Genomic DNA, 24,849 nt, shown 5'->3' with positions numbered 1-24,849 from the left:
CCCAGCCCTCCCCGCAGGGACCCCATCAGGGGTACGACCCCTACGGCTCGGGGCCCCAGCAGCAACCCCAGCAGCAGTCGCAGGGCTACGGCTACGACCCGTACACGACCGGCGGTCAGCAACCCCAGCAACCCCCGGCTTCGTACGACACGGGCCGGCAGCAGCCGGCGGCCCCCTACGACGCGAACCAGCAACCGGCCGCCTACTACGACCCCTACAACCAGTACGGGACAACTGCTCCCGCCGGCGGGGGAGCGGGCACCGGCTCCGGCTACGACCCGTACGACCCCTACGGGCAGGCCTCCGGCACCGGACAGCAGCAGCGGGCCGCTGGCCGGCAGCCCCATACAGCCGAGCAGACGGCCTACATCCCGCAGCAGACGCGGCCGACCGCCGCTCCAGAAGGGGCTGGGCCCGGCCCAGGCGCCGGGGCAGCCGGACCTCCGGCCACCGACGGACCGCCTCAGGGCCAGCCCGTCGACGCCTCGGGTGAGCCGGCCGTCGGCCGTGACGCCCACGGCGACGAACGGGACTACCGCACCGAGCAGTTCGCCTTCGTCGAGGAGCCCGACGGCAACTCCGAGGACGTCATCGACTGGCTGAAGTTCACGGAGAACCGCACCGAACGCCGCGAGGAGGCCCGGCGCCGGGCCCGCAGCCGGATCGTCGCCCTGGTGGTGACGCTCGCCCTGTTCGCCGTCGGCGGCGTCGGCTACCTCTGGTACACGGGCGCACTGCCCGGGACGTCCTCGGAGGAGAAGTCCGGCACCCCCACGGCCGCGGGCGCCCAGAAACGCGACGTGCTCGTCGTCCACCTGCACAACACCGCCAAGGGCGGCACGTCCACGGCGCTGCTCGTGGACAACACCACCACGAAGCGGGGCGCCACCGTCCTGCTGCCCAACTCCCTCGCCCTGACCGACGACGACGGCAACACCAGCACCCTCGCCAAGTCCGTCGAGGACGACGGTTCCTCCGGCACCCGGGACGCACTCGACACCGTCCTGGGCACCAACATCGAGGGCAGCTGGCGCCTCGACACCCCGTACCTGAACAACCTCGTCGAACTCGTCGGCAACATCGACGTCGACACCGACGCCGACGTGCCCGCCCCGGACGGCAAGAAGGGCGAGGCCCCCCTGGTCAACAAGGGCAAGGGGCAGACCCTCAGCGGCAAGATGGCTGTCGCGTACGCCACCTACCGTGCTCCCGGAGAGGCCCAGAACGCCCAGCTGGAGCGGTTCGGACAGGTCATGCAGGGCGTGCTGCGCAAGCTGTCCTCCGACGCGCAGGCCGCCACCACCACCGTGCAGACGCTGGCCCAGATCCTCGACCCCCCGCTGACCGACAACGACCTCGGGACCTTCCTGGCGAAGCTCGCCGACCGGGCCAAGGGCGGCGACTACAAGACCGACCTGCTGCCGGTCCAGCAGGACGGCACCCTGAGCACGCAGGACTCCGACAGCGTGGTCAAGGACGTGCTCGGCGGCGCTGCGAAGAGCCCCGACGCGGGCGACGCCGTCCGGGTCGGCATCAGGAACGCCACCGGCGCCAAGGACGCCGCCGAACAGTCCCGCGTGGTCCTGATCAACGGCGGCTACACCTTCCTCGACGCCGGCACCGCCTCCGCGGCCCAGGCCGCGTCCCAGGTCACGTATGCCGACGCCGCGAGCAAGGGCGACGCCGTCGAGGTCGCCAAGACCCTCGGCCTGCCCACCGACTCCGTCCAGAAGGGCAGGACCACGTCCAACGCCGACGTCTCGGTCGTCCTCGGCCAGGACTACGAGGTGACCACCGCCCCGGGCACCTCGGGGTGACCGGCCCACAGCTTGATCGACCGGGTAGGCGTTAACCGCTGGGGAGCCGTCGGCGGTCCGTGAGACCCTTGAGGTAGCCCTTGAGGGTTCACTGACCGTCGACCGAAAGCCTTGTAGTGACCGCTACCGACCGCTCGCTGGAACTCATCAACACCGCCGCCCAGGCGGCCGCCGACAAGCTCGCGCACGACGTCATCGCGTACGACGTGAGCGACGTACTGTCCATCACGGACGCCTTCCTGCTCGCCTCCGCACCCAACGACCGCCAGGTCAAGTCGATCGTCGACGAGATCGAGGAGCGGCTGAACAAGGAGCTGGACGCCAAGCCCGTGCGCCGCGAGGGCGACCGCGAGGCCCGCTGGGTGCTCCTCGACTACGTCGACATCGTCGTCCACGTCCAGCACAGCGAGGAGCGCGTCTTCTACGCCCTGGAGCGGCTCTGGAAGGACTGCCCCGAGCTGGAGCTGCCGGCCGACGCCAAGGCCACCCGCGGCAAGGGCGAGGAGCACGCCAGGCTGCGGGCCGCCGAGGAGGCCGCCGAGCTCGGCGGGGAGCTGCGGTGAGTGCCGCACCGGGGACAGAGGCGGCCGACCCGAAGCCGGGGCGCGGCCGCCGCGTCATCCTCTGGAGGCACGGCCAGACCTCGTGGAACCTGGAGCGCCGATTCCAGGGCACCACGGACATAGAGCTCACCGAGACCGGTGTCGGCCAGGCCCGCCGCGCCGCCCGGCTGCTCGCCTCCCTGAAGCCCGACGCGATCGTCGCCTCCGATCTCAGCCGCGCCGCCGCCACGGCCGCCGAGCTGGCCCTGCTCACCGGCCTCGCCGTGACGCACGACGAGGCGCTGCGCGAGACCTACGCGGGCGTCTGGCAGGGGCTGACGCACGAGGAGATCATCGGGCGGTACGGCGAGGAGTACACCGCATGGAAGCGCGGTGAGCCGGTCCGTCGCGGAGGCGGCGAACTGGAGACCGAGGTCGCCGACCGCGCCGCCCCGGTGGTGCTGCGGCACGCCGAGAAGCTGCCCTCGGACGGCACCCTCGTGGTGGCCAGCCACGGCGGCACCATCCGCACCACCATCGGGCGTCTCATCGGCCTGGAGCCCCACCACTGGGAGAGCCTCGGCGGGCTCTCCAACTGCTGCTGGTCCGTCCTCGGCGAGGGCGCCCGCGGCTGGCGTCTGCTGGAGCACAACGCCGGCACCCTGCCGGAGCCGGTGCTCGGCGACGACGACTGACGCCCACCGGCGGAGCGGCCGCAGGGCGACCGGCACGCTCCGTTGGGAGTGCGGCGGAGGGATCTTCGGCACGCGCCCGCAGAACCCCCGTCCAGGCGGCCCGGTGAGCCCCGGGACCGGATTTCACTTTCCGCCTGGTCGCAGGCTAGAGTTCTTCTTGTTCGCCCCGCCGAGCGGGGCGAAACACCATGTGGCTCCATCACATGGCCGCAAGGGGCTATAGCTCAGTTGGTAGAGCGCCTGCATGGCATGCAGGAGGTCAGGAGTTCAATTCTCCTTAGCTCCACAGATCGACACTCTTCAGCTGTCGAAGATCGGTACCGAAGATCCCGTCCCCGTCAGGGGAGCGGGATTTTTCGTATGCCGGTGGGCATTACGAGCATCGAACCGCGCCCACACGCATGGGAGTTGGGGCGACACGGGTCCGGTCAACAGTCCGCTCATCGCCGTCGCGTCCTTCGGTGCACTCTTCCCGTACCGGCTTGAGTCACTTGGGCTCCCGGGGCGTATACCTCTGCGGACGCCCTTCTCGCATGCGTGTGCGCACTGGTCGGGACGGCATTCCTGGGTGCCGTGTCCGGACTGGTACGAAGGCGTCGCTGACCGTATTGGTCCGGCCGTGGCAGAATCAAACGGCCGGAAGGGGGCGCGGCCCGACGGGAGGGAGAAGCGATGCCTGGGAGCATCCGCGGGGAGGTCGGCGACCCCCTCGCACCGGTGGTGACACGGAAGACGGCCACCCTCCTGAACTGCCCTTCCTGCGGCTCACTCCAGGTCGCCCAAGTCCTCGGTGACAACGGGGGGATCTCCTACGTGTGCACGACCTGCGGCCACAGCTGGAGCTGATCGATGGGTGCACACCGGAGGAAATGCGACTGGTGCGGCAGTGGCACGCCCATTGTCCGCGACATGGAACCCGTCAACCGCGACTACCAGTACTGGTGCGAGGAATGCGCGCGGGCGCTGATCATAAAAGGCGACCCGATCGAGACGTACCGCGAGCTGGAGGGCGAGCCGATCTACGGTCGGCTTCTTGAGGAGCACTGCACGCTCAAGCGGTTCTACTCGTTCGTGACAGCCTGATCAGTAGTGCCGTCACGGCAGTTGGGCCTCGGCCATCCGTGGCCGGCGGGGCGTTCCAAGGGACATCGTCGACCGTATCCGGACAGAACGGAAACGAATTGGTGATGCCCCCGGAGGACCGTGTAATGTTGGTGTCGCCGCCAGGGAAACCGGGCGAGACGGTCGATATGCGGCTCCGCCGCATGACCGCGAGGGGCTATAGCTCAGTTGGTAGAGCGCCTGCATGGCATGCAGGAGGTCAGGAGTTCAATTCTCCTTAGCTCCACAGTTCCACAGAAGAGATCCCGTCCGATCGGATTGATCGGGCGGGATCTTTGGTTTCTGGAGTCCCTCACGACGTGTTCAGCGGCCGCTGCCCAGGGCCCGGCGGCCGCGGCCCTGCGAGAGGACCGGCAGGTTGCGGGACGGCGCGGAGCCGCGGGTGTCCTCCTCGATGCGCAGGGCCAGCGCCGGGCAGCGGCGCACCGCGCGGAGTGCCTTCGCCTCGGCGTACTGGGGCACCGACGCCTGCGCGACGGTCGGGAAGCCGTCGGCGCCCAGCTCGAAGACCTCCGGGAGGATGTCCGCGCACAGGCCGTGGCCGCGGCACAGCGTCCAGTCGACGAAGATCTTCTGACGGCTGCCGCCGCCCTCCTCCTCGGCCGTGCCGCCGGGGATGCCCGTAGGGGCCCTGCCGCCCTCGAAGAGCGGCAGAACGCCCTCCACAGGCCTTCCGCAGCCGTTTCCGAGGACGTGGGCCGCCAGGTCGTCCGTGAACGCCTTGATGGTCGACTCCAGGAACATCGCGGAGCCGTCCGGGTGCGAGCACGCGCCGCGCCGCTTCACGTTCTTGGCGACCTGCTTGAGCGCCTCCAGGGCGGCCGGGCCGCCGCCGTTGAGGATGTCCTCCATACCGCGCGCGGCGGCCGGCAGACCGAGGTAGCAGGGACCGCACTGTCCCGCGCTCTCCTCGGCCAGCCACTTCGCCACCTGCAGCGACTCGCCCAGCGGGCAGGTGTCCTGGGTGATCGGGAGGATCGCGCCCGCGCCGAGCGCACCTCCCACCGCGTCCAGGGAGTTGCGCGAGACGATGGCCTCGTTGACCGTCGCCGCGTCGATCCACTTGCCGTGGTAGCCGCCGGTCAGCACACCCTGCGGGACCGGCGGGGCGCCGGCGAGCTGCAGGACGTAGCGCAGCGGCACGCCCGTGGGCGCCTCGACCACCATGGGGCGTGCGACCGCACCGGAGATCGTGAGCATCACGGTGCCCGGCTCGTCGTACAGGCCGGTGTTGCCGTAGCGCTCGGAGCCGATGCGTGCGGCGATCGCGAGCTGGGCGAACGTCTCGGCGTTGGAGAGCAGCGTGGGCGCGCCCCCGACACCGCTCCGCGACGCACTGGTCTTGCGGCCCGGCGGGATGGCCGGGCCGCCGTCGATGGAGCGGACCAGGGAGGCGGCGGCGCCGGTGACCATCCGCACCGGGTTGCGCTGCACGCTCGCGCGGATGGCCGCGCCGCGCCGGTTGCTCAGCCCGCGCTCGGAGAGGGCGGCCTCCATCGAGCGCTGGGTGGATTCACGTGTCACCCCGACGACGAGTTGCCGGGCACCCAGGGCCTCGGCGACCAGCAGGGCGCCGTCGAGGATGAGGTGCGGGGCACGGTTGATCATTACCGTGTCCTTGCGGCAGGCGGGCTCGTCCTCGCTTCCGTTGACGACGACCACCGGCCGGATGCCGCGCTTGATCGCCGATTCGGCGACCGACCGCAGCTTCTTGTGGAAGGGGAAGCCCGCGCCGCCACGCCCCTTCAGGTTGATCCGTTCGGAGAGCTGGGCGAGTTGCTCGCCGCCCATCGGTTCGAGCGGACCGTGCACCTTGAGGTGCATGGGGAGGTCGAGTCTCTCGACGAGGTCGAAACCCGAGGTGAGCTGTGGAAGCCCCACCACACGGACTTCGGGGACGTCGGGAAGGGCCTCGTTCACTTAAAGCCTCCGGAAGGCGCGTTCCAGGGTTCGCCTGAGCCCGGCCTCTCGTAGTCGTACGAGCCGGGCAGCGTTTCAGTGGCGGGACCGCTGTTGTACGTGTCGTTCGGGTTGTACGTGTCGTAGGGGGCGTTCGTCTCAGCCGTTCCGTAGGAAGTTTCGGGAGTTCCCGCGTACGTCTGGCCGGGATACGCCTGACCTGCGAACGTCTGGCCCGCGAAGGTGTCCTGCATCGGGTCGTACGCCGACGGGGGCGCCTCGCCGACCGGCGGCGGGGACGGAGCCGGCCAGCGGGTGCCCGTGGTGGAGCCGTCGTCGTAGCGCGGCACGGCCTCGGTGGGCTGCATGTCCAGCGGCAGGTCCATGCGCTGGGTCGGCTCGGGCGTCAGGGGGTCCTGCGCGCGCGGGGTGGCCGACACGGCACGGTAGGCGGCCGCGAAGCCGGGGGCGGGGTCCGGTGAGTCGGTGAGCGAGCCGGAGTCGTAGAGGCCCGCCGACGGGGACGGCGTCCGCTGCGGGGGCACCATCGTGTCGCCCAGGGGAGTGCCCCCGCGTGAACCCATGCCCGGCAGGGGCGAGTCGGCTCCCCTGTCGCGGCCGGAGGCTGCGCCGCGGCCCGCGTCCGAGCCGCGTCCGGCGCCCGCGCCCATCGTGGCCTCGGCCATCCGGGCACGGCTGGCGTCCAGTTGCTCGCGTCCCGGCCGGGTGTCGGTGCCGAGCACGCTGACGATCGTGTCGGCCACCCGGCGCTTCAACGGACGAGGGGCCGCGCGCAGCATGAGGGCACCGGCGACGCCGACGAGGCACAGGCTGTACAGGATGATGAAGACCGGCTTGGCCTCTCGACCCGCGTAGAGCCCGTGGACCAACGCGAAGCACCACGCCGGGTAGGCCATCATGTGGAACACCCGCCAGCGCGCCGCGGTCTCTGCCCGGGTCATGAAGGCGCTGCGGAGCGCGCCGGTGATGGCCGTGGTGATCATCAGCAGGCCGGCCATCGAGCCGAAGGCGATGAGTACCGCGGTACCCGTGAAACCGAGGCTGAAGGGGATGAGCGCGGCGTAGAACGGCGCATGCTCCAGCGCGATCTTCACCGTGACGTGCAGCAGCAGGAACGCGACCGAGGAGATCGCGGTCGTGCGGTGCACGGCCTGCGACACGATGCGCTGGCGCGTGCTGAGGAAGAGCCGGTCGCTGGCGACCAGGCCCCAGATCACCGAGCAGGAGAGCGCGACCAGCGACAGCACACCGGCGCCGAAGTCGAGGAACTCACGTACTACGTCACCTCCAGCCAGCACGATCACGGGTATGAGCAGCAGAGCGGCAGCGGTCGCAACCCCATAGGCCGAGCGGCCCGTCTTGGGGAGCGAGCTGTTACTACTACGAGGGTTCATGGGGGCAACTCCGAACGGTTCGGGAAAGCGGTCCCGTGGGTCGCACTCTAAGTGGAGCCAAACCGAGCGGTACGAGGTTTGAGTTATTGCCTTGTTATCAACGGGCTAACTCACATGGGTGATGCACCATAGTGACCGTTACGCGAAGTAACTTTTGAATAATGTTCAACTTTTTTGGCCGGTTTCGATGGCCGACAGTCGGCGTCCCTGCCCGCGGAACCTCGTCGCGACGCGCGCGGGGGCTGCGGTACCCTGACGCCATGCGTGCTGTACGCCTTCTGCTTAGCGAGCCGCGCTGACCAGCCCCGGCCACGGGTGAATCGTGGTCGGAGTCAGCGCGGCGTCCCCTCCTGTGTGAGGGGATTTTTCGTTTCTTGAAACAGTCGCTGGCAGAGACGATCGATGGAGCTTTGAGGATCATGAGCGAGACGAACCCCGCTGCCGCCGCCGTGTCGGCGGAGGCCGCGCCGCACCGCTACACGGCCGCCGTCGCGGCCGAGATCGAGGCACGCTGGCAGGACTTCTGGGACGCCGAGGGCACGTACGAGGCGCCCAACCCGACCGGTGACCTGGCGGGCGACCCGAAGGAGGCCGCCAAGCCCAAGAAGTTCATCATGGACATGTTTCCGTACCCCTCCGGTGCGGGCCTGCACGTCGGCCACCCCCTGGGCTACATCGCCACCGACGTGTTCGCCCGGTTCGAGCGGATGACCGGCCACAACGTCCTGCACACCCTGGGCTTCGACGCCTTCGGCCTGCCCGCCGAGCAGTACGCCGTGCAGACCGGCACGCACCCGCGCGTGTCCACCGAGGCCAACATCAAGAACATGAAGGTCCAGCTGCGCCGGCTGGGCCTGGGCCACGACAAGCGCCGGTCGTTCGCCACGATCGACCCGGACTACTACAAGTGGACCCAGTGGATCTTCCTCCAGATCTTCAACTCCTGGTACGACGACGAGGTCAGGAAGGCCCGCCCGATCTCCGAGCTGATCGGCCAGTTCGAGACCGGTGAGCGCGCCGTACCCGGGCACACGCGCGCGTGGAGCGAGCTGAGCGCCGCCGAGCGGGCCGAGGTCCTGGGCGAGTTCCGCCTGGCGTACGCCTCCGACGCGCCGGTCAACTGGTGCCCCGGCCTGGGCACTGTGCTGGCCAACGAGGAGGTCACCGCCGACGGCCGCTCCGAGCGCGGCAACTTCCCCGTCTTCAAGGCCAAGCTGCGCCAGTGGAACATGCGCATCACCGCGTACGCCGACCGGCTGCTGGACGACCTGGACGCGCTGGACTGGCCCGAGGCCATCAAGCTGCAGCAGCGCAATTGGATCGGCCGCTCCGAGGGCGCCCGCGTCGACTTCCCCGTGGACGGCGAGAGCATCACGGTCTTCACCACACGCCCGGACACCCTGTTCGGCGCGACCTACATGGTCCTGGCGCCCGAGCACCCGCTGGTCGAGAAGTTCACCCCGGACGCCTGGCCGGAGGGCACCCACCAGGTGTGGACCGGCGGTCACGCGACCCCGGCCGAGGCCGTCGCCGCGTACCGCGCGCAGGCGGCCTCCAAGTCGGACGTGGAGCGCCAGGCCGAGGCCAAGGACAAGACCGGTGTCTTCATCGGCGCGTACGCCACCAACCCGGTCAACGGGGAGCAGGTTCCCGTCTTCATCGCCGACTACGTGCTGATGGGCTACGGAACCGGCGCCATCATGGCCGTCCCGGCGGGCGACCAGCGCGACTTCGAGTTCGCGCGCGCCTTCGAACTGCCCGTCCGCTGCATCGTCGAGCCGACCGACGGCCGCGGCACCGACACGTCGACGTGGGAGGACGCCTTCGCCTCGTACGACGCGAAGATCATCAACTCCTCGAACGACGGGATCAGCCTGGACGGACTGGGCGTCGTCGACGCCAAGGCGCGCATCACCGAGTGGCTGGAGCGCGAGGGCGTCGGCGAAGGCACCGTCAACTTCCGGCTGCGCGACTGGCTGTTCAGCCGCCAGCGCTACTGGGGCGAGCCCTTCCCGATCGTCTACGACGAGGACGGCGTCGCCCACGCGCTGCCCGAGTCGATGCTGCCCCTGGAACTGCCGGAGGTCGAGGACTACTCGCCGCGTACCTTCGACCCGGACGACGCCGACACCCAGCCCGAGACGCCGCTGTCCCGCAACGAGGAATGGGCCAACGTCACCCTGGACCTGGGCGACGGACGCGGACCCCGCGCGTACCGCCGCGAGACCAACACCATGCCCAACTGGGCCGGTTCCTGCTGGTACGAGCTGCGCTACCTGGACCCGCACAACAGCGACAAGCTGGTCGACCCGGCCATCGAGCGGTACTGGATGGGCCCGCGCGAGGGCATGCCGCACGGCGGCGTCGACCTGTACATCGGCGGCGCCGAACACGCCGTGCTGCACCTGCTGTACGCGCGCTTCTGGTCCAAGGTCCTGTACGACCTGGGGCACGTCTCGTCGGCCGAGCCGTTCCACAAGCTGTTCAACCAGGGCATGATCCAGGCGTACGTCTACCGCGACAGCCGTGGCATCGCCGTACCGGCCGCCGAGGTGGAGGAGCGCGACGGCGCGTACTACTACCAGGGCGAGAAGGTCACCCGCCTGCTGGGCAAGATGGGCAAGTCCCTGAAGAACGCCGTCACTCCGGACGAGATCTGCGCCGAGTACGGGGCGGACACCCTGCGTCTGTACGAGATGGCGATGGGCCCGCTGGACGTGTCGCGGCCGTGGGACACGCGCGCGGTGGTGGGCCAGTTCCGGCTGCTGCAGCGGCTGTGGCGCAACGTCGTGGACGAGACGACCGGCGAGGTCACCGTCGTCGACGTCGAGGACGCCGCCATCGATGTGGACACCCTGCGGGCGCTGCACAAGGCCATCGACGGTGTACGCCAGGACCTGGAGGGCATGCGGTTCAACACCGCGATCGCCAAGGTCACCGAGCTGAACAACCACCTGACCAAGGCGGGAGGCCCGCTGCCGCGGTCCGTCGCCGAGGCGCTGGTGCTGCTGGTCGCGCCGCTGGCCCCGCACATCGCCGAGGAACTGTGGCGCAAGCTGGGCCACACCGACTCGGTCGTCCACCGCGACTTCCCGGTCGCCGACCCCGCGTACGTCGTGGACGAGGCCGTGACCTGCGTCGTGCAGATCAAGGGCAAGGTCAAGGCACGCCTGGAGGTGCCGCCGTCCATCTCCGAGGAGGAACTGGAGAAGGTGGCGCTGGCCGACGAGAAGGTCGTCTCCGCGCTGGGAGGTGCCGGGATCCGCAAGGTGATCGTGCGGGCGCCGAAGCTGGTGAACATCGTCACGGCGTAACGCCTTCGGCGTATCCGCGGAGGGCGTGGGTACGGCTCGGGGTGATCCCTTACGGGCAGGTTCGGGGTTCTACAGGAACTCCCGGCCTGCCCGTAGCGTTTACCGTGGAAGAACAACGCAACAGTCGCCGATCGCGTCGGAGGAGGAGCATCGTGGAGGCCGTGATCGCCGTGGTCGTCCTGATCTTCGTGCTGTTCCTGGTGCTGGGCGCGTACGCCACGGTCAAGGTGGTCGGCGCCGCCAAGCGCGGTGTGGACCGGACCATCGAGCAGGCCCGCCGCACGGTCGAGGACACCACGCTGCGCGCCAAGACCCTCACTCAGCCCGGAGCGGCGGGCGAGCTGGCCGATCTGCGGCTCAGGCTGCGCACGACGATGCGGGCCACCCAGGACGCGCTGCACGCGGGCGTGGCGGAGGACGAGTCCCTGAAGGAATCGCTGGGTCTCTTCCAGCGTCTCAGCGCGCACGGACACGAGCTGGACGGCGAGCTGAGGCGTCTGGAGTCCGACCCGGCCCGCGCCAAGCTCGCCGAGCGGCTGCCGGACCTGCGGGAGCGCACCGGGCGGATCATCGAGGCGGCGGACTCCCTGCGCTGGGCGGCGCACGACCGGGCCCGCCGCTTCGCGGAGGAGGACCTCGACGCGCTCAGCGCGCAGATCGACGTCGAGGCGGGCGCACTGCGGCACTGGACTACGGAACCCACGTCATCGGCCGGGGCACACACCCCGCCTCCCACTGCCGAGCCGCCCCCGTGGCCCGAGGCCCCGGCCCCCGAAGGCGCCGCCTCGAGCGGGCAGACCTGGCCGGAAACCCCCCAGTCCCGCACGGCCGGCGAACCGGCGCGGCCCGCCATCAACCCACCGGGCCCGCGCATCACCTATCCCTGGCAGAAGAAACCCCGCCCCGAGAGCACGACTTGATCCCACCCGCCATCCCACCCGTCCGACCGCAGGTGGGAGGGGCCGGGCTGCCCCCCGCACGTTTCGGCAGGTAACCTCCAGCTCATGTCCCGCCATGTCGCCATCGTCACCGATTCAACGGCCTACCTGCCGCCACGGACGATGCAGCACCATGGCATCACCGCGGTGCCGTTGACCGTCGTCCTCGGCGACCGGGCGCTCGAAGAGGGCACCGAGATCTCTGCGCGCTCGCTGGCCCAGGCACTCCAGAAGCGACGGCCCGTCACCACGTCCCGCCCCAGCCCCGAACTGTTCGCCGAGACCTACCGCAAGGTCGCCGAGTCGGGAGCCACGTGCATCGTCTCCCTGCACCTGTCGGCCGAGTTCTCGGGCACCTACGACGCGGCCGTCCTCGCGGCACGGGAGGCGCCCGTGCCCGTACGCGTGGTCGACACCGGAATGGTCGCCATGGCACTGGGGTTCTGCGCGCTGGCCGCGGCCCGGACCGCGGAGGTCGGCGGCTCGGTGGACGAGGCGGTCACGGCCGCCGAGAAACGCGCCGCGGGCACGTCCGCCTACTTCTACGTGGACACCCTCGACTACCTGCGCCGGGGTGGCCGCATCGGAGCCGCGCAGGCGCTGTTCGGCTCCGCCCTCGCGGTGAAGCCGCTGCTGCAACTGGACGGCGGCCGCATCGAACTCCTTGAGAAGGTACGCACGGCGTCCAAGGCGATCGCCCGCCTGGAGGAGATCGTCGCCGACCGTGCAGGCCGCGCACAGGTCGACATCGCCGTCCACCACCTCGCCGCACCCGAGCGGGCCCAGGCGCTCGCGGACCGGCTGCGGGCGCGGGTACCCGGGCTGACCGATCTCCATGTGAGCGAGGTCGGTGCGGTGATCGGTGCGCACACAGGGCCCGGGCTGCTGGGGGCGGTTGTCTCGCCTCGGTGACGCGCGGGTGCCCGTGGGCCGGGTGCGTTGGGGGGTTGCGCGGGCTGCGCAGTCTGTGCGGAGCGTGAGGGCTGAGCAGGCTTAGCAGGCTGTGCGGTTCGCTGTGGCGAGTGGTGGCTGGTGCTCGTGTGGGTGATCGAGTTATCCACAACCGGCCGGTAATCCACGGGAATTGAGCAAGATCATCGCGAGTGTGCGGGAGTGTCCGATCCTCGTCGCATGGTACTTCGATCACCGTCACGCACAGCGACCGTCACCAGTGGCCCGGGCCGTGGGCCCGTCTCCGACAGCCGGGTCCGCCACCGTCGTTCCCTCACCCGGGGCCGGTCCCGACGCCGCCGGGCCTCCGCGGAAGCGCTCCGCCTGCGCGCGGAAGCGCTCTTCACCGAAACGGCAAGGGAACGGCGGGAGTTGGGCAACGGCCCACCGGTCCTTCTGAGCGGTTCGGGCGGGCCGGGCGGGCCGGGTGTCCAGGGCGCCCGGCCCGCCCACCGCGCGCTGGTGCGGTGCTCGGGTCGTGTCGCGACCGGGTTTGACGGGCTTCCGCTCGGCTACCCACCCGTTGTGACAACGACGACGACTTCTCAGCAGGAGCTCTTCCGGTTCCTTGAGGACCGCTTCGCGTGCGCACAGGCGTGCACAGAGTGTGCGCGGGCGTGCGCTTTGCGCGCGAGCCTCGCCGATCCGGGCGGGCCCATGGACCAGGAACGCATGCGACGCAAAGGCATCATGTGCGCGGAGGTGTGCGACGCGACGTGCCGGGTGCTCTCCGAGCAGACCCACCAGGATGAGACCGCCCTCCGCGCCCAGGTGGAGTGGTGCCGGGAGATCTGCCTGGAGTGCGCCCACGTCTTCGACGCCCACCCCGGCGCCGAGGGCAGCGCCCAGTCCTGCCGCGACTGCGCCCGCGCCTGCACGGACTTCCTCACGACGCTCACCGCCTGATACGGGGAACCGTTCGGGGCGGGAGATCCACGCGGGGCCGGCGGCGCTCTGGAACCCCTGCTCTCAGGAAGGCTCCATGAGCGGCCTCCCGAGCCGTAGGTTCCAGCGCCCCGCCCGGCCGCTGAGTTCGGTGGCCGCCAGCGGTGGCACGTCCACGCGCCAGAACGCGGACTCCGGCGCCCCCAACACCCGTACCACCACGGCCCGGACGAGTTCCGGCTCGACGACGGCCACGGTCCGGCCGTCGTCCTGCGCGGCCGTCTCCAGCCACCGCGCGGCCCGGTCGCACAGGGCCCTCACCGATTCCCCACCGTGCGGCGCGGACTCCGGGTCGGCGAGCCAGCGGGCCACCGCCTCGGGTTCCCCGGCGCCCACCTCGGCGAGAGTCGCACCGCGCCAACGGCCCACATCCAGACCGGCCAGCTCGGGCGCCTCCTCGGCGGCCAGCCCGAGCGCGGTGGCGGTCTCTTGACAGCGGACCGTGGGGGAGATCCGGGCCCGGTCCGGAGATTTCAGCGTGCCCGCCGCCGCGCGCGCCGCCTGCAGCCCGGACGGGTCGAGCGGGCATCCGTCGTCGAAGCGGGCCTCCCGCAGTGCCGCGTTCATCGCGGGTGAGACCAGCATCACTCGGCTTGTCATTCGCGCTCTCCCGATCCGGCTGCTCTCGCGCCCAACGCCCGTGTCCTGTCCAGGGCATGACCATCGCACAGCGGTGTGACCGGCCCGCCCAACGCCATGCGTCATCCGTGCACCCTTGGCCGGAGAACCGCTTCGCGGTACCTTCTCGTCGATATCGACGACGGCCGACGGAAGCCGGTGGGAATCCGGCACGGTCGCGCCACTGTGAGCCCGGCACGATCCGCACCCTCCAAGCGCGGTGACGGACGGGCAAGTCAGACCCGTGGCCGTCGTCCAGTGCACCACCGAGACGGGACGCGAGTTCCCCCAGGAGGTCATGTCATGGCGCAGTCCGCCGTCGCTCAGCCGACCGCATCCCCCACCACGCCCACGGCCGTTCCGGCCAAGTTGCCGATCAGTGCGATCGCCCCCTGGGCGGTCTTCTTCGGCATCCTGATGCTGGTCCTGCTCTACTTCGTCGGCGCCGAACAGGGCGCCACCTCCCTCGTGTCCGGCGAGGGCGTCCATGAATGGGTGCACGACGCCCGCCATCTGCTCGGCTTCCCCTGCCACTGACGCCGACGAGGAAGCGTACGAGCCTGATGAACTCCGCAACGGTCAGGAACCTCCTGGTGCGCGGCATGCTCGCGGGACTCGCCGCGGGCCTGCTCGCCCTCGTCGTCGCCTACTTCCTGGGTGAACCACGCGTCGACCAGGCGATCGCGTTCGAGGAGGCCCACGCCCACGAACACGGCGGCGAGGAACTCGTCAGCCGCACCCTGCAGTCCACGGCGGGTCTGTCCACCGGCGTCCTCGTGTACGGGGTCGCGTTCGGCGGCATCGCGGCCCTCGCGTACTGCTTCGCGCTCGGCCGGACCGGCCGCTTCGGGCCGCGCGCGAGCGCGCTGCTCCTGGCGGCGGCCGGACTGGTCGCGGTCTACGTGGTTCCGTTTCTCAAGTACCCCGCCAACCCGCCCGCCGTGGGCGACCCCGACACCCTCGACCAGCGCACCACGCTGTACTTCCTGATGGTCGTGCTCAGCGTGCTGCTGGCCGTCGGGACCGTCATCCTCGGCAAGCGCCTCGCGCCACGTCTGGGCAACTGGAACGCCACCGTCGCGGCGGGCGCGTTCTTCGTCCTGGTCGTCGGCCTGGCGTATGCCCTGCTGCCGTCGTACAGCAACGTCCCGGAAGGTTTCCCCGCCACACTGCTGTGGCAGTACCGGCTGGCCGCCCTCGCCGTGCAGGTGACCCTGTGGACCGCGTACGGTCTGCTCTTCGGGCTCCTGGCGGAGCGTGTCCTGACTCCGCGCACGGCGGCCGGGCCGGAGGGGGCCGCCGCCCGTGCGACTCCCGTCCCGCACTGAGCGGTTGAGTGCAGGAACGGCCCCCGGTTCTCGGCGAATTCCGGGGGCCTCTTCCATGGTTCGGCTCGTCCTTCGTTGTTCCCAATTTCTGGAACACGTTCTACGGTGTGCGCCGTCAGGTCCGGCCTTGGGGAGCCAGGAGGCGCCGTGCATCTGGAATACACACCCGAGCAGCAGCGGCTGCGCACCGAACTACGCGCCTACTTCGCCGAGTTGGTACCGGAAGGCGTGCACGCCCGATACGCCGAACCGGCCGCCCAGAAGCGCTTCTACCGCGAGACGATCCGGCGCCTCGGCACGGACGGCTGGCTCGGTGTCGGCTGGCCGAAGGAGTACGGCGGACGCGGGCTGACGCCCATGGAACAGTTCATCTTCTTCGACGAGGCGGCCCAGGCGGGCGTCCCGCTGCCCCTGATGGCGCTCAACACGGTCGGCCCGACGATCATGCAGTTCGGCAGCGAGGAACAGAAAACGTACTTCCTGCCACGCATCCTCTCCGGCGAGATCGACTTCGCGATCGGCTACAGCGAGCCCGAAGCGGGCACGGACCTCGCCTCCCTGAAGACCCGCGCGGTCAGGGAGGGTGACGAGGCCACCGGCCACTACACGGTCAACGGTCAGAAGATCTGGACCACGAACGGCGACACCGCGGACTGGGTGTGGCTGGCCGTGCGCACCGACCCGGAAGCCCCGCCCCACAAGGGCATCACGATGCTCCTGGTCCCGACCACCGACCCCGGCTACTCCTGCACCCTGATCAACACACTCGCCTCGCACGACACCACCGCCAGCTACTACGAGAACATCCGCGTCCCCGTCTCCCACCGTGTCGGTGAGGAGAACAAGGGCTGGCGGCTGATCACGAACCAGCTCAACCACGAACGCGTCACCCTCGCCGCCCACGGCACCATGGCCATCCGCGCCCTGCACGACGTGCAGCGCTGGGCCATGGAGACCAAGCTCACCGACGGCCGCCGCGTCATCGACCTGCCCTGGGTGCGCCGCCGCCTCGCCCAGACCCATACGAAGCTCGACGCGATGAAGCTGCTCAACTGGCAGATGGTGAACGCCGTCCAGGAGGGCACCCTCACCCCCCAGGACGCCTCCGCCGTCAAGGTCTACGGCTCCGAGGCGCGCCGCGAGGCCTACGCCTGGCTCATGGAGACCGTCGCCGCGGCCGGTGCTTTGAAGGACGGCTCCGCGGGCGCCGTCCTCCACGGCGAACTGGAACGCGGCTACCGCTCGGCCGTGATCTTCACCTTCGGCGGCGGCAACAACGAGATCCAGCGCGAGATCATCTCGTGGATCGGCCTGGGGATGCCGCGCGTGCGCCGCTAAGGGCTGTCCCGTAACTGATCAGGAGAGTCGACAGCCCTCCACTGAACAGCGAGGATGTGGGGTCATCGATCCGTTCGTCCATGGCATGGGGGCAGCTCGTGAGCCTGTCGTATCGAGCGCGGGTGGCGGCGCTGCTTGAGGACTCGCCGCTCACCTCAAGGGCGGTCATCACGGATGTGCGCCATCTTCTGTCACACGGTGAGGAGGCTTTGGCGTTCGACACCATGTGCTCGTGGATCTACGAAGACGCTCTACCCATCACCCCGCAGTACCACGCGAGCCTGGTAGCTATGGCCAATGAGATGGACAGGCCGCGTTCGGTCCAGCGCCTTGACGAGCTGCTGATCGACTGACCTCCGCCACCGACGATCTTGACGAGGGATGATCCTTCCCGTGGCTGGTGTGATCACGGCGTCGGAGCCGTCATGGATAGCCCCGTTCACCGGGCTGAGCCCGCGACAGTTCGGCAAGTTGATCACCGCGTTGCGGCGCGAGGGTGCGGACCCCGTCCGCAAGGGCCGGCCGTGGAGTCTGCCGCTGGAGGACCGGGTTCTGCTGGTTGCTGCGTACTGGCGGACCAACCTGACGTTGCGGCAGCTTGCGCCGCTGTTCGGGGTGTCCAAGTCGGCCGCTGACCGCATCATCGACCACCTCGGTCCGTCGCTCGCGCTCCAGCCGCGCAAGCGATTCCGCAAGGACGCCGTGCTGATCGTGGATGGCACCTTGGGCCCCACCCGCGATCACACCGTCGCCGAGCAGTCGAAGAACTATCGGTACTCGACCAACCACCAGGTCGTCATCGACGCCGATACCCGACTCGTCGTCGCTGTCGGCCGGCCGCTGCCTGGCAACCGCAACGACTGCAAGGCGTGGGAGCTGTCCGGCGCCAAGGATGCCGTCGGGAAGACCACGGTGATCGCAGACGGCGGTTACCGGGGTACCGGCCTGGTCATCCCGCACCGCCGCGAGAAGGGCCAGACCGAACTCCCCGACTGGAGGAACACGCAGGTCACCCCAGCGTGCCAGAGATCATTTACGGGACACCGCTCAGGCGCTCCCCAGCGCCGCCCGTACTCCCCACATTCTCCCCAGGGCGCGGCTCCTAACGGAGCAGGGCGGGCGGAGTTGCGGCACCTGAGGAGGTAAGAGCGCTGGTCACATTCTGTGACTGCGAACGCCGTAGCAGTCGAGTGATCACCTCCAATACGCCTCGACCTGGTCCGGGTTCCAGACGCCCTCGCCGGTCGCGTCGGAGGTGTGGAGGTTGGGCCGTGGTGCTGGTATCGCACAACACCGCGGCCCAACGGGCCGACGTGGTCGAGCAGTGTTACGGAGTGCTGGGCCGGTCCCTGCAGATCGCGGCGAAGTCGCAAGCGGCGCAGGTGCCGCACCACGAGGTCTTGCGGGGCATGTCGTTGTGCCGGAGTTGCTTCCCCGGCCTTGGCGACCTTGCCGGAGATCTCCTTCAGCAGGGTGTCGTTGACCTCCTCGCGGCTGCTGCGGCTGCCCTCGTCGAGGTTCAGGACCTCGACGAGGTCGACGCGCTTGCCGCTCAGTTCCTCGTACCCCGCGACGTAGATGTGCAGTTGATCGCGGCTGACAGCGTCAGCCTGGGCGCGTTCCTTGGACTTGAAGTCCACGATGGACTGCCCACCAATGTCGATCCGGCGGATCAGGTCGATGCGTCCGCTGACCGTCAACCCCCCCGCGTGAGGTGCACCTCCACCGGGATCTTCGCCGCGGCCCGTCGGAGAGCCACGGCAACCCGCCGACGCGCGGTCGCCGCCCTGCGGCGGATGGATGCCACCGGCACTGCGATCACCTTCGAGACCGTCGCCCGCGAAGCGGGTGTCTCCCGGTCCTGGCTCTACAACCATCCGGACCCGAGAGCCGAGGTCGAGCGACTTCGCGCCCGCCGCCAGTCGATCCCTGCGGCCCGGCCGGTTCCCGACCGGCAACGAGCCTCCGACGCCTCCCTTCTACGGCGCTTGGAGGCTGCCACCGAGCGCAACCGACAACTGGAGTCCGAGAACCGGGAGTTGCGCGAGGCCCTCGCCCTCGCGCTCGGGGAACGACGCACCGTACGGCGGCTCGGCGACCAAGGGCTCCAGGTCGGGGCGGTCGGCCTCGGCACGATGGGCATGACCATCGCCTACGGTCCCACCGACGACGAGAGCAGCATCGCCACCATCCGGCGGGCGTACGAACTGGGCGTTACGCTCTTCGACACCGCCGAGCGGTACGGCCTGGGCACCGGCAGCAACGAGCAGCTGCTGGGCCGTGCCGTGAAGGACTTCCGCGACGAGATCGTGATCGCCACCAAGTTCGGGTTCGACATGGCCGACCCGACGATGGTGGGTACGGACAGCCGTCCGGAGCACATTCGCGAGGTCACCGAGAACAGCCTGCGCTACCTCGGCACCGACCACATCGACGTGCTGTACCAGCACCGTGTCGACCCGGACGCGCCCATCGAGGACGTCGCCGGCACGGTCGGCGAGCTGATCGCCGAGGGCAAGGTGCGGTACTTCGGGCTGAGCGAGGCCGGCCCCGACATCATCCGGCGGGCACACGCGGTCCACCCGGTCTCCGTTCTCCAGACCGAGTACTCGGTCTTCGAGTGCGCCGTGGAGGCCGAGGTGCTGCCGGTCGTGCGTGAGCTGGGCATCGGGTTCGTCCCGTACTCCCCACTCGGGCGCGGATTCCTCACCAGCACGGTGAAGCCGGCGGCCGAGTACCCGGCCGACGACATGCGCCGGTTCGACGACCGCTGGCAGCCGGGTAACTTCGAGAAGAACCCGGCCGCCATCCGGGAACTCACCGCCCTCGCGGACAGCAAGGGCATCGCGGTCACCCAGCTGGCGCTGGCGTGGCTGCTGGCCCAGGGCGACGACATCGTGCCCATCCCCGGCACCCGCAGCCCCGAGCGGCTCGCCGAGAACGTCGCGTCGGCGGACGTCGAGCTGACCCCCGTGGACCTGGCACGGGTCGCGGAGCTGCTGCCGCACGGTTCGGCCGGCTCCCGCTACTCGGAAGCCATGATGCCGACCTGGTGACGGCCCTCCGCCGCGACCAGGATCGTTGACTCCGGCACCGGGCGGAATCGGAGCCCGCCGGCCGCGCGGGCACCGGTGTACCGGCGGACACGGATGCCGCCTGGGCCATGACCGGGTCCGCCTACGCGAGCACCGGTGCACCCGGTACTGAACCGCCCCGGCCTCGTCGAACAGACGCGCGTAGTTCAGGCCGTCGTCGTGGAGCGGCTCGTGGCCGGCGATCACGACTCGCGCGGGAGGAAGCCCCTTGACGAACGAGGCGGCGTTCGACGGCCTGGCCCGGGGGCCCGTGCGGTCCCGCCCGTCACGGAGGTACTGCTCCCAGAACCACAGGGTGTCCCGCACCGTCAGCGCCGGCGCGTTCGCGTTCTCGATCCAGGAGTCCCGCTCGACCGCGTACTCGGTCGCCGGATAGATCAGTGTCTGTGCCGCCAGGGGATACCTGTTCCCGCGATCGAGATGGGTGAGGGCGGCCGAGATGTTGGCGCCCGCGCTGTCACCTCCGAACATCCGGATGCCGAGGTCGTCGTGGCGGACTACCTGGACCCGGCGTCGCTGCGGGCCGCGTTCGACGGCATCAAGGCCGCCTTCGTCATCACCCCGGACTTCGGCCTCGACGAGACGACCGCCATGGGCAACGTCGTCGACGCCGTCGAGCGGGCCGGTTCGCTCGTCCGGCTGGTGCGCATGACCGGTGACGCGCCTGGGCACCGCGACGAGTCGCAGGTGTTCGAGGTGTACCCGCCGATACGGAAGTGGGACACCGGAACGGGCGTCGTCCACCTGCGAGGCCGGAAGGTGCTCTCCGCCTCTTCCGTACCCGTCGTCTACCTGAACGTCCTGGCCTGGTTCTTCCAGGACTTCGCCAACTACATGTCGCCTTCGAGCGTCAACCGGCGCACCCTCATCATGCCGGCCGGGAGGCTCATGGACTTCATCGACGCGGGCGACATCGGCCATGCGGCCGCCGAACTCATGCCGGACCCGTCGCGGACACGGGTCGGCGAGACGTATCACCTGGTCAACGGCGTCGACCGGTCCACGTTCGGGGATCTCGCGGCATTGATGACGGAGGCGTTCGGCGAGAACATCACGATCGAGAGCGGCGAGGAGAGCTATCCTCCCCGCCGCTACTACCGTTTCGACGGGGCGCCCGAGTACTTCCTGGACTACTGCAAGTTCGAGGAGGCGTTCATCGGCAGCGTGGGCGAGACGCCCTGGGAGACCATGCTCGCCGGTGAGGCCGCCATCACCCCCGGGCATCTGAGGTTCGAGCCCAGCCGGTTCCGCGACTGGCTGACCGCCAACCGCGACGCTTTCCTCGGACCGGCGCAGACCCCCGCTGGCTGACGGGTCCCAGGACGGACGGCCCGGAGCAGGCGTGCAACGGCCTGCTCCGGGCCGTCCGTCCCGTCACCGTCAGGCGCCGGCGGGTTCGAGCCGGTAGCTGCCGCCCTCGCGCTTGATGTACGCGGCCGGCGACGGCCCTATGTGGGTGAAGAGCACCATCGTCGAAGTGTCCGCGAACCGCTCCAGGAACCCGGCCCGGGTCAGCATTCCCTTGGGACGGTCGATGTCGAGCTGGTCATGCCACTCCGGATGCGCCACCTGGCACGCTCCGTGGAAGAGGTCGCCGCTCATGACGGTGCTCTGCCCCCCGGACTCCACCAGCACCGAGACATGGCCCGGTGTGTGGCCGTGGGTGGGGATCAGGCGTACCTCAGGGGTCAGCACCGCGTCCGGCTCCGTCCAGTCGACCAGACCGGCCTCGTGGATCGGCAGCATCGACTCGCTGAACAGTCGTTCGATGTCGAGCATCATGTACGGCGTCGGGTCCCAGAGTCTCGACGCGTCCGGGTCCGCGGCCAGGGCCTTCCAGGCGTCGTACTCGGCCTTGATGAAGAGATACCTGGCGTTGGGAAAGGTGGGCACCCACCGCGCGTTCTCGAGCCTGGTGTTCCACCCGCAGTGGTCCACATGCAGGTGGGTGCTGACGACGTAGTCGACGCTCTCCGGATCCCAGACGGCGCCGAACCGGTCGAGGTACCCCGACTTCAGCATCCGGAAGCCCTCGAAGTCCCGTTCACGGTCGTCGCCGACACCCGTGTCCACGACGATGCGCTTGGTCGGTGTCTGGATCAGGAACGAGTGCACCGGCGTGCAGATCTCGTCGTTCCCGCTGAGGTAGTACGGGCGCTGCCACGAGGGGCCGGTCTTCACGGACCTGACCCGTTCGGCGCCGACGATGGGGTCGAGAAGCTCGATCGGGAACGGGCCTGAGGACTCGACCACCTTGGTGATCGTCACATCCCCGACTGTCCAGGTCTCATTGGCCAGGTAGTCGACGGGTTGCGTCATTGCAACCTTCTTTCGTGCTGGTTCGACTCAGACGGCGGTGTTGGGGGCGGGGATCAGCCGGAAGCTGTCACCTTCGTGGACCAGGTGGCCGGCGGGGACCGGGCCGATGTGGGTGGTCAGCAGCAGGACGGGCTTGTCGGCCACGCTCTCGAAGAACTCCCACCGCGACTGCATCCCGACCGCCTTGTCGGAGTCGAATCCGTCCCGCCAGTCGGGACGGCTCAGACCCCAGACGGTATGGACCACGTCGCCCGGAAGCGCCGCGCTCTGCCCCTGTGAGTCGACGCGGATGACGATGTGGCCCGGGGTGTGCCCGTGCACCGCCTCCATCCGCACCTCGGGAGTGATCTCGAAGTCGGCGTCGACGAAGCGCACGTGTCCCGCGTCCACCACGGGCTGGATGGAGTCATGGAACGCGCCGCGGGCGTCGATGATGTCCCGGGTGGCCTCGGTGTAGCCGTCCTCGAAGTCCGGGTCCTCGGCGTAGCGCTTCCAGTGGTCGTATTCCTTCTGCACGTACAGGTACTCGGCGTTGGGGAACGTCGGCACCCACTCGCCGTCCACCAGCTTCGTGTTCCAGCCGCAGTGGTCCAGGTGAAGGTGGCTGCTCACCACGACATCGACGTCCGCGGGATCCACGATCTCGGTGAACCGCTCCAGGAAGTCGGTGTCGAGCTGCCAGATCGGCAGGACACGGTCCTTGTGGTTGCCGAGTCCGGTGTCCATGACGATGGTCTTGGTCGGAGTCTCGAGGATGTAGGTGCGCATGGCGCCGTACACCTCGCCGTTCTCGTTGATGAAGTCCCGCCGCAGCCAGTCGGTCGCGCGGATCTCATCGGGCACCGAGTCGGGTGAGGCCTCCTTCATGAGGTCCGCGTCGATGGGGGACCAGAAGCCGAGCTCCTCGATCATGGTGATCTTGACGTCGCCGATTCTCCACACTTCGTTCTTCATGCGAGGCGTTCCTTCCGTCGCTCACGTCCCTGTGAGCGGATCGCTGGCCGGGCGGTGCCGCCCGGCGGAATGAAGAGAAGGCCCGATCCATCGATGGCCGGCAACGGCGGGCCGCCGATGACTCGATCGGGCTCCCGGGCGCCTGCCTGCGGCGACGGCGTGCCGCGGCCCTGGAGGCCGGCGGGCCCGGACAGGTGACGTACTGCGCGTCCGTGGGCGGCCGTCCGCCCCGGCGACGGCTCCCCGTCCGGTGGGACAGGGGCGCCGTGCGGGATGGCCGGCCGGTCACGGTCAGTGGCGGATGCCCGCCTCGATCATGAGCGGCAGGACCTGCTCCTTGAACATGGGCAGCTCCTCGTTCGGGTCGATGAGCCCCATGATCATGCCGCCCATGCCAGCTTCGTTCAGCTCCTTCATGCCCTGGACGACCTGCTCCGGGGTGCCGACGAGCGGGTAGCCTCCCCAGCCGGCGATGAAGCGCTCCGACATCTCCCTGGCGTGCTCGAAGGACTGGCTCGCCCCGGAGAGCGCAATCTTGATGACGTTGCCCGCCGCATCCCAGTCGCCCTCGTCGACGACCTGCTGGAAGGCCGCCTTGGCCTCCTTCTCGGTGTCCCGGACGACCACGAGGCCGTAGGTCATCACGTCGATGGCGCGCTGGTAGTCGTCGCGAGCCTTGTTGCGGACCTTCTCGGTGTACGTCTTGACGTTCTCCAGCGTGTCGAGGCTGGCGAAGTTGATGTCGACGTTCCGGGCCGAGTAGTCGATGCCGGCGGGCGAGTTGCCCGCGTTCATCAGCACCGGGTGGGGACCCTGGTGCGGCTTCGGGTACGCCTCCACGTCCCGGCCCTCGAAGTACTTGCCGGCCACGTCGAAGCTGCCCGGTTCGGACCAGAGGCGCATCGCGTAGTCGATCCACTCCTGCCCGAACGCGTACCGCTCGTCGTGCTGTCGCTGCTCACCGCCGAACATCTCCATCTCCGGCGGAACCCAGCCCATGACCAGGTTCAGGGCGAACCGGCCGCCGGAGATACGGTCGATGGTGGTCGCGGCCTTGGCCGCCACGATGGGGTGCACGGTCGGCAGGTGCGAGGTCGCCGCCACTGCGATGTTCTCGGTGGCCTCGGCGATGCCGGCCGCCCAGGTGTACGTCTCGAAGCAGTTGCCGTTGAAGTTGGTCGAACCGCCGAAGCCCTTCCAGCGAGCGACCGGGACCATGGCTTCCAGGCCCATCTCGTCGGCCTGCCGCGCGATGGACTTCGTGTGCTCCCAGGTGATCTCGTACGAGGACGGCGCATGGGACACGATGAGGCCGTAGGAGCAGTTGGTGCCGAACAGACCGAGCTTCATCGGCTGGTCGTTGAGCAGCGGGTTCGTCTCCCGGCGGTCCTGAGCCGGTTTGGTCTCACTGTCGGGGCGCTGGTCGGTGCCGGCGAGACCGAGCCTCTCGTTCGCGGTGAGGGTGGTCATGACGTCTCCTTGGTTCTCTGGTTCGCCTCGCACGGGGGGAGTCGTGCTCTCGAGGGTTCGGAAGGGCGGCGCGGCTCGCGGAGGCGGGT

At 69.5% G+C, this 24,849-nt stretch carries 22 protein-coding genes, 2 tRNA genes, 3 pseudogenes and 1 riboswitch; of the genes and pseudogenes, 19 read left to right on the top strand and 8 right to left on the bottom strand.

Going from position 1 to position 24,849, the window contains the following annotated elements; genetic code table 11:
- The 7 genes from FPZ41_RS20100 to FPZ41_RS20070 form a co-directional block, all read left to right on the top strand.
- Positions 1 to 1,817 (top strand): LCP family protein (locus tag FPZ41_RS20100; RefSeq protein ID WP_152864498.1); only part of this gene is annotated, 1,817 nt, incomplete at its 5' end.
- A gap of 116 nt (positions 1,818 to 1,933) precedes the next feature.
- Complete coding sequence (gene rsfS / locus FPZ41_RS20095; protein WP_131563003.1) at positions 1,934 to 2,380, top strand: ribosome silencing factor; 447 nt, start codon at positions 1,934 to 1,936, stop codon at positions 2,378 to 2,380.
- The gene (locus tag FPZ41_RS20090; protein WP_322620473.1) at positions 2,377 to 3,054 is read left to right on the top strand and encodes a histidine phosphatase family protein; all 678 of its coding nucleotides are present in this window, start codon (positions 2,377 to 2,379) and stop codon (positions 3,052 to 3,054) included. The genes rsfS and FPZ41_RS20090 overlap by 4 nt, the downstream gene beginning before the upstream one ends.
- A 213-nt stretch (positions 3,055 to 3,267) precedes the next feature.
- Positions 3,268 to 3,340 (top strand) — tRNA-Ala (locus FPZ41_RS20085).
- Between the two features lie 386 nt (positions 3,341 to 3,726).
- Positions 3,727 to 3,900 (top strand): hypothetical protein, encoded by a 174-nt coding sequence (locus FPZ41_RS47150; RefSeq protein ID WP_131563007.1) that lies wholly within the window; start codon positions 3,727 to 3,729, stop codon positions 3,898 to 3,900.
- 3 nt (positions 3,901 to 3,903) lie between these two features.
- Positions 3,904 to 4,137, top strand: a complete 234-nt coding sequence (locus FPZ41_RS20075; RefSeq protein ID WP_131563009.1) for a hypothetical protein — start codon at positions 3,904 to 3,906, stop codon at positions 4,135 to 4,137.
- A 192-nt stretch (positions 4,138 to 4,329) separates the two neighbouring features.
- Positions 4,330 to 4,402: transfer RNA gene (locus tag FPZ41_RS20070), tRNA-Ala, on the top strand.
- 77 nt (positions 4,403 to 4,479) lie between these two features.
- Here FPZ41_RS20070 and FPZ41_RS20065 read toward each other — a convergent pair.
- Both FPZ41_RS20065 and FPZ41_RS20060 read right to left on the bottom strand, forming a co-directional pair.
- On the bottom strand, positions 4,480 to 6,096 hold the full coding sequence (locus FPZ41_RS20065) for an NADH-ubiquinone oxidoreductase-F iron-sulfur binding region domain-containing protein (protein ID WP_322620472.1): 1,617 nt from the start codon (positions 6,094 to 6,096) through the stop codon (positions 4,480 to 4,482).
- Complete coding sequence (locus tag FPZ41_RS20060) at positions 6,093 to 7,490, bottom strand: cytochrome b/b6 domain-containing protein (protein WP_152864495.1); 1,398 nt, start codon at positions 7,488 to 7,490, stop codon at positions 6,093 to 6,095. Before FPZ41_RS20060 ends, FPZ41_RS20065 begins: the two co-directional genes overlap by 4 nt.
- Before the next feature lie 419 nt (positions 7,491 to 7,909).
- On the opposite strand from FPZ41_RS20060, the gene leuS reads away from it, so the two are divergent.
- The 4 genes from leuS to FPZ41_RS20035 all read left to right on the top strand — a co-directional run bounded on the left by leuS (position 7,910) and on the right by FPZ41_RS20035 (position 13,599).
- Entirely contained in the window at positions 7,910 to 10,804 is a 2,895-nt protein-coding gene (gene leuS / locus FPZ41_RS20050; RefSeq protein ID WP_152864493.1) for a leucine--tRNA ligase, read from the top strand.
- A gap of 152 nt (positions 10,805 to 10,956) precedes the next feature.
- On the top strand, positions 10,957 to 11,724 hold the full coding sequence (locus FPZ41_RS20045) for a hypothetical protein (protein ID WP_322620471.1): 768 nt from the start codon (positions 10,957 to 10,959) through the stop codon (positions 11,722 to 11,724).
- A gap of 84 nt (positions 11,725 to 11,808) precedes the next feature.
- Positions 11,809 to 12,654 carry a DegV family protein gene (locus tag FPZ41_RS20040; RefSeq protein WP_152864491.1) on the top strand — a complete coding sequence of 282 codons (846 nt, stop codon included), beginning with the start codon at positions 11,809 to 11,811 and terminating at the stop codon, positions 12,652 to 12,654.
- Between the two features lie 564 nt (positions 12,655 to 13,218).
- Entirely contained in the window at positions 13,219 to 13,599 is a 381-nt protein-coding gene (locus FPZ41_RS20035; protein ID WP_322620470.1) for a four-helix bundle copper-binding protein, read from the top strand.
- Positions 13,600 to 13,662: 63 nt separating this feature from the next.
- Here the strand turns inward: FPZ41_RS20035 and FPZ41_RS20030 are convergent, their stop codons facing one another.
- On the bottom strand, positions 13,663 to 14,238 hold the full coding sequence (locus FPZ41_RS20030) for a histidine phosphatase family protein (protein ID WP_152864489.1): 576 nt from the start codon (positions 14,236 to 14,238) through the stop codon (positions 13,663 to 13,665).
- Between the two features lie 145 nt (positions 14,239 to 14,383).
- Positions 14,384 to 14,522, top strand: a riboswitch (cobalamin riboswitch).
- Positions 14,523 to 14,559: 37 nt separating this feature from the next.
- Between FPZ41_RS20030 and FPZ41_RS20025 the strand changes: the two genes are divergently transcribed.
- The 5 genes and pseudogenes from FPZ41_RS20025 to FPZ41_RS20005 all read left to right on the top strand — a co-directional run.
- On the top strand, positions 14,560 to 14,793 hold the full coding sequence (locus FPZ41_RS20025) for a CbtB domain-containing protein (RefSeq protein WP_152864487.1): 234 nt from the start codon (positions 14,560 to 14,562) through the stop codon (positions 14,791 to 14,793).
- A 26-nt stretch (positions 14,794 to 14,819) separates the two neighbouring features.
- Complete coding sequence (locus FPZ41_RS20020; protein WP_152864485.1) at positions 14,820 to 15,584, top strand: CbtA family protein; 765 nt, start codon at positions 14,820 to 14,822, stop codon at positions 15,582 to 15,584.
- A gap of 147 nt (positions 15,585 to 15,731) precedes the next feature.
- On the top strand, positions 15,732 to 16,922 hold the full coding sequence (locus tag FPZ41_RS20015) for an acyl-CoA dehydrogenase family protein (protein ID WP_322620469.1): 1,191 nt from the start codon (positions 15,732 to 15,734) through the stop codon (positions 16,920 to 16,922).
- 98 nt (positions 16,923 to 17,020) lie between these two features.
- On the top strand, positions 17,021 to 17,275 hold the full coding sequence (locus FPZ41_RS20010) for a MafI family immunity protein (RefSeq protein WP_194236148.1): 255 nt from the start codon (positions 17,021 to 17,023) through the stop codon (positions 17,273 to 17,275).
- Between the two features lie 40 nt (positions 17,276 to 17,315).
- Positions 17,316 to 17,921, top strand: a pseudogene (locus FPZ41_RS20005) (transposase family protein); the annotation flags it as partial.
- Here FPZ41_RS20005 and FPZ41_RS50275 read toward each other — a convergent pair.
- Positions 17,852 to 18,622, bottom strand: coding sequence for a hypothetical protein (locus FPZ41_RS50275; protein WP_407698796.1), 771 nt, complete (start codon positions 18,620 to 18,622; stop codon positions 17,852 to 17,854). The pseudogene FPZ41_RS20005 and the gene FPZ41_RS50275 sit on opposite strands and share 70 nt — an antisense overlap.
- Here FPZ41_RS50275 and FPZ41_RS48420 point away from each other — a divergent pair.
- Positions 18,503 to 18,964 (top strand): annotated as a pseudogene (locus FPZ41_RS48420) (DUF6262 family protein); the annotation flags it as partial. The gene FPZ41_RS50275 and the pseudogene FPZ41_RS48420 sit on opposite strands and share 120 nt — an antisense overlap.
- Complete coding sequence (locus FPZ41_RS20000; protein WP_265584238.1) at positions 18,962 to 19,978, top strand: aldo/keto reductase; 1,017 nt, start codon at positions 18,962 to 18,964, stop codon at positions 19,976 to 19,978. The pseudogene FPZ41_RS48420 and the gene FPZ41_RS20000, both read left to right, overlap by 3 nt.
- Before the next feature lie 213 nt (positions 19,979 to 20,191).
- Here FPZ41_RS20000 and FPZ41_RS50270 read toward each other — a convergent pair.
- Positions 20,192 to 20,488: pseudogene (locus FPZ41_RS50270) on the bottom strand (alpha/beta hydrolase fold domain-containing protein); the annotation flags it as partial.
- Between FPZ41_RS50270 and FPZ41_RS19990 the strand changes: the two are divergent.
- Positions 20,438 to 21,328, top strand: coding sequence for an NmrA family NAD(P)-binding protein (locus FPZ41_RS19990; protein WP_152864481.1), 891 nt, complete (start codon positions 20,438 to 20,440; stop codon positions 21,326 to 21,328). The pseudogene FPZ41_RS50270 and the gene FPZ41_RS19990 overlap by 51 nt on opposite strands.
- Positions 21,329 to 21,397: 69 nt before the next feature.
- Here the strand turns inward: FPZ41_RS19990 and FPZ41_RS19985 are convergent, their stop codons facing one another.
- The 3 genes from FPZ41_RS19985 to FPZ41_RS19975 all read right to left on the bottom strand — a co-directional run bounded on the left by FPZ41_RS19985 (position 21,398) and on the right by FPZ41_RS19975 (position 24,760).
- Positions 21,398 to 22,336, bottom strand: a complete 939-nt coding sequence (locus FPZ41_RS19985; protein WP_152864479.1) for an MBL fold metallo-hydrolase — start codon at positions 22,334 to 22,336, stop codon at positions 21,398 to 21,400.
- Positions 22,337 to 22,363: 27 nt separating this feature from the next.
- Positions 22,364 to 23,290 carry an MBL fold metallo-hydrolase gene (locus FPZ41_RS19980; RefSeq protein WP_152864477.1) on the bottom strand — a complete coding sequence of 309 codons (927 nt, stop codon included), beginning with the start codon at positions 23,288 to 23,290 and terminating at the stop codon, positions 22,364 to 22,366.
- 291 nt (positions 23,291 to 23,581) lie between these two features.
- Positions 23,582 to 24,760, bottom strand: a complete 1,179-nt coding sequence (locus FPZ41_RS19975) for an LLM class flavin-dependent oxidoreductase (protein WP_152864476.1) — start codon at positions 24,758 to 24,760, stop codon at positions 23,582 to 23,584.
- Between the last annotated feature and the right edge of the window lie 89 nt (positions 24,761 to 24,849).

It is taken from the genome of Streptomyces acidicola (assembly GCF_009377235.1).
Taxonomy (GTDB): Bacteria; Actinomycetota; Actinomycetes; order Streptomycetales; family Streptomycetaceae; genus Streptomyces; species Streptomyces acidicola.
Note: the sequence above shows the minus strand (reverse complement) of the source record. Positions and strands in the feature narration are given on the sequence as shown.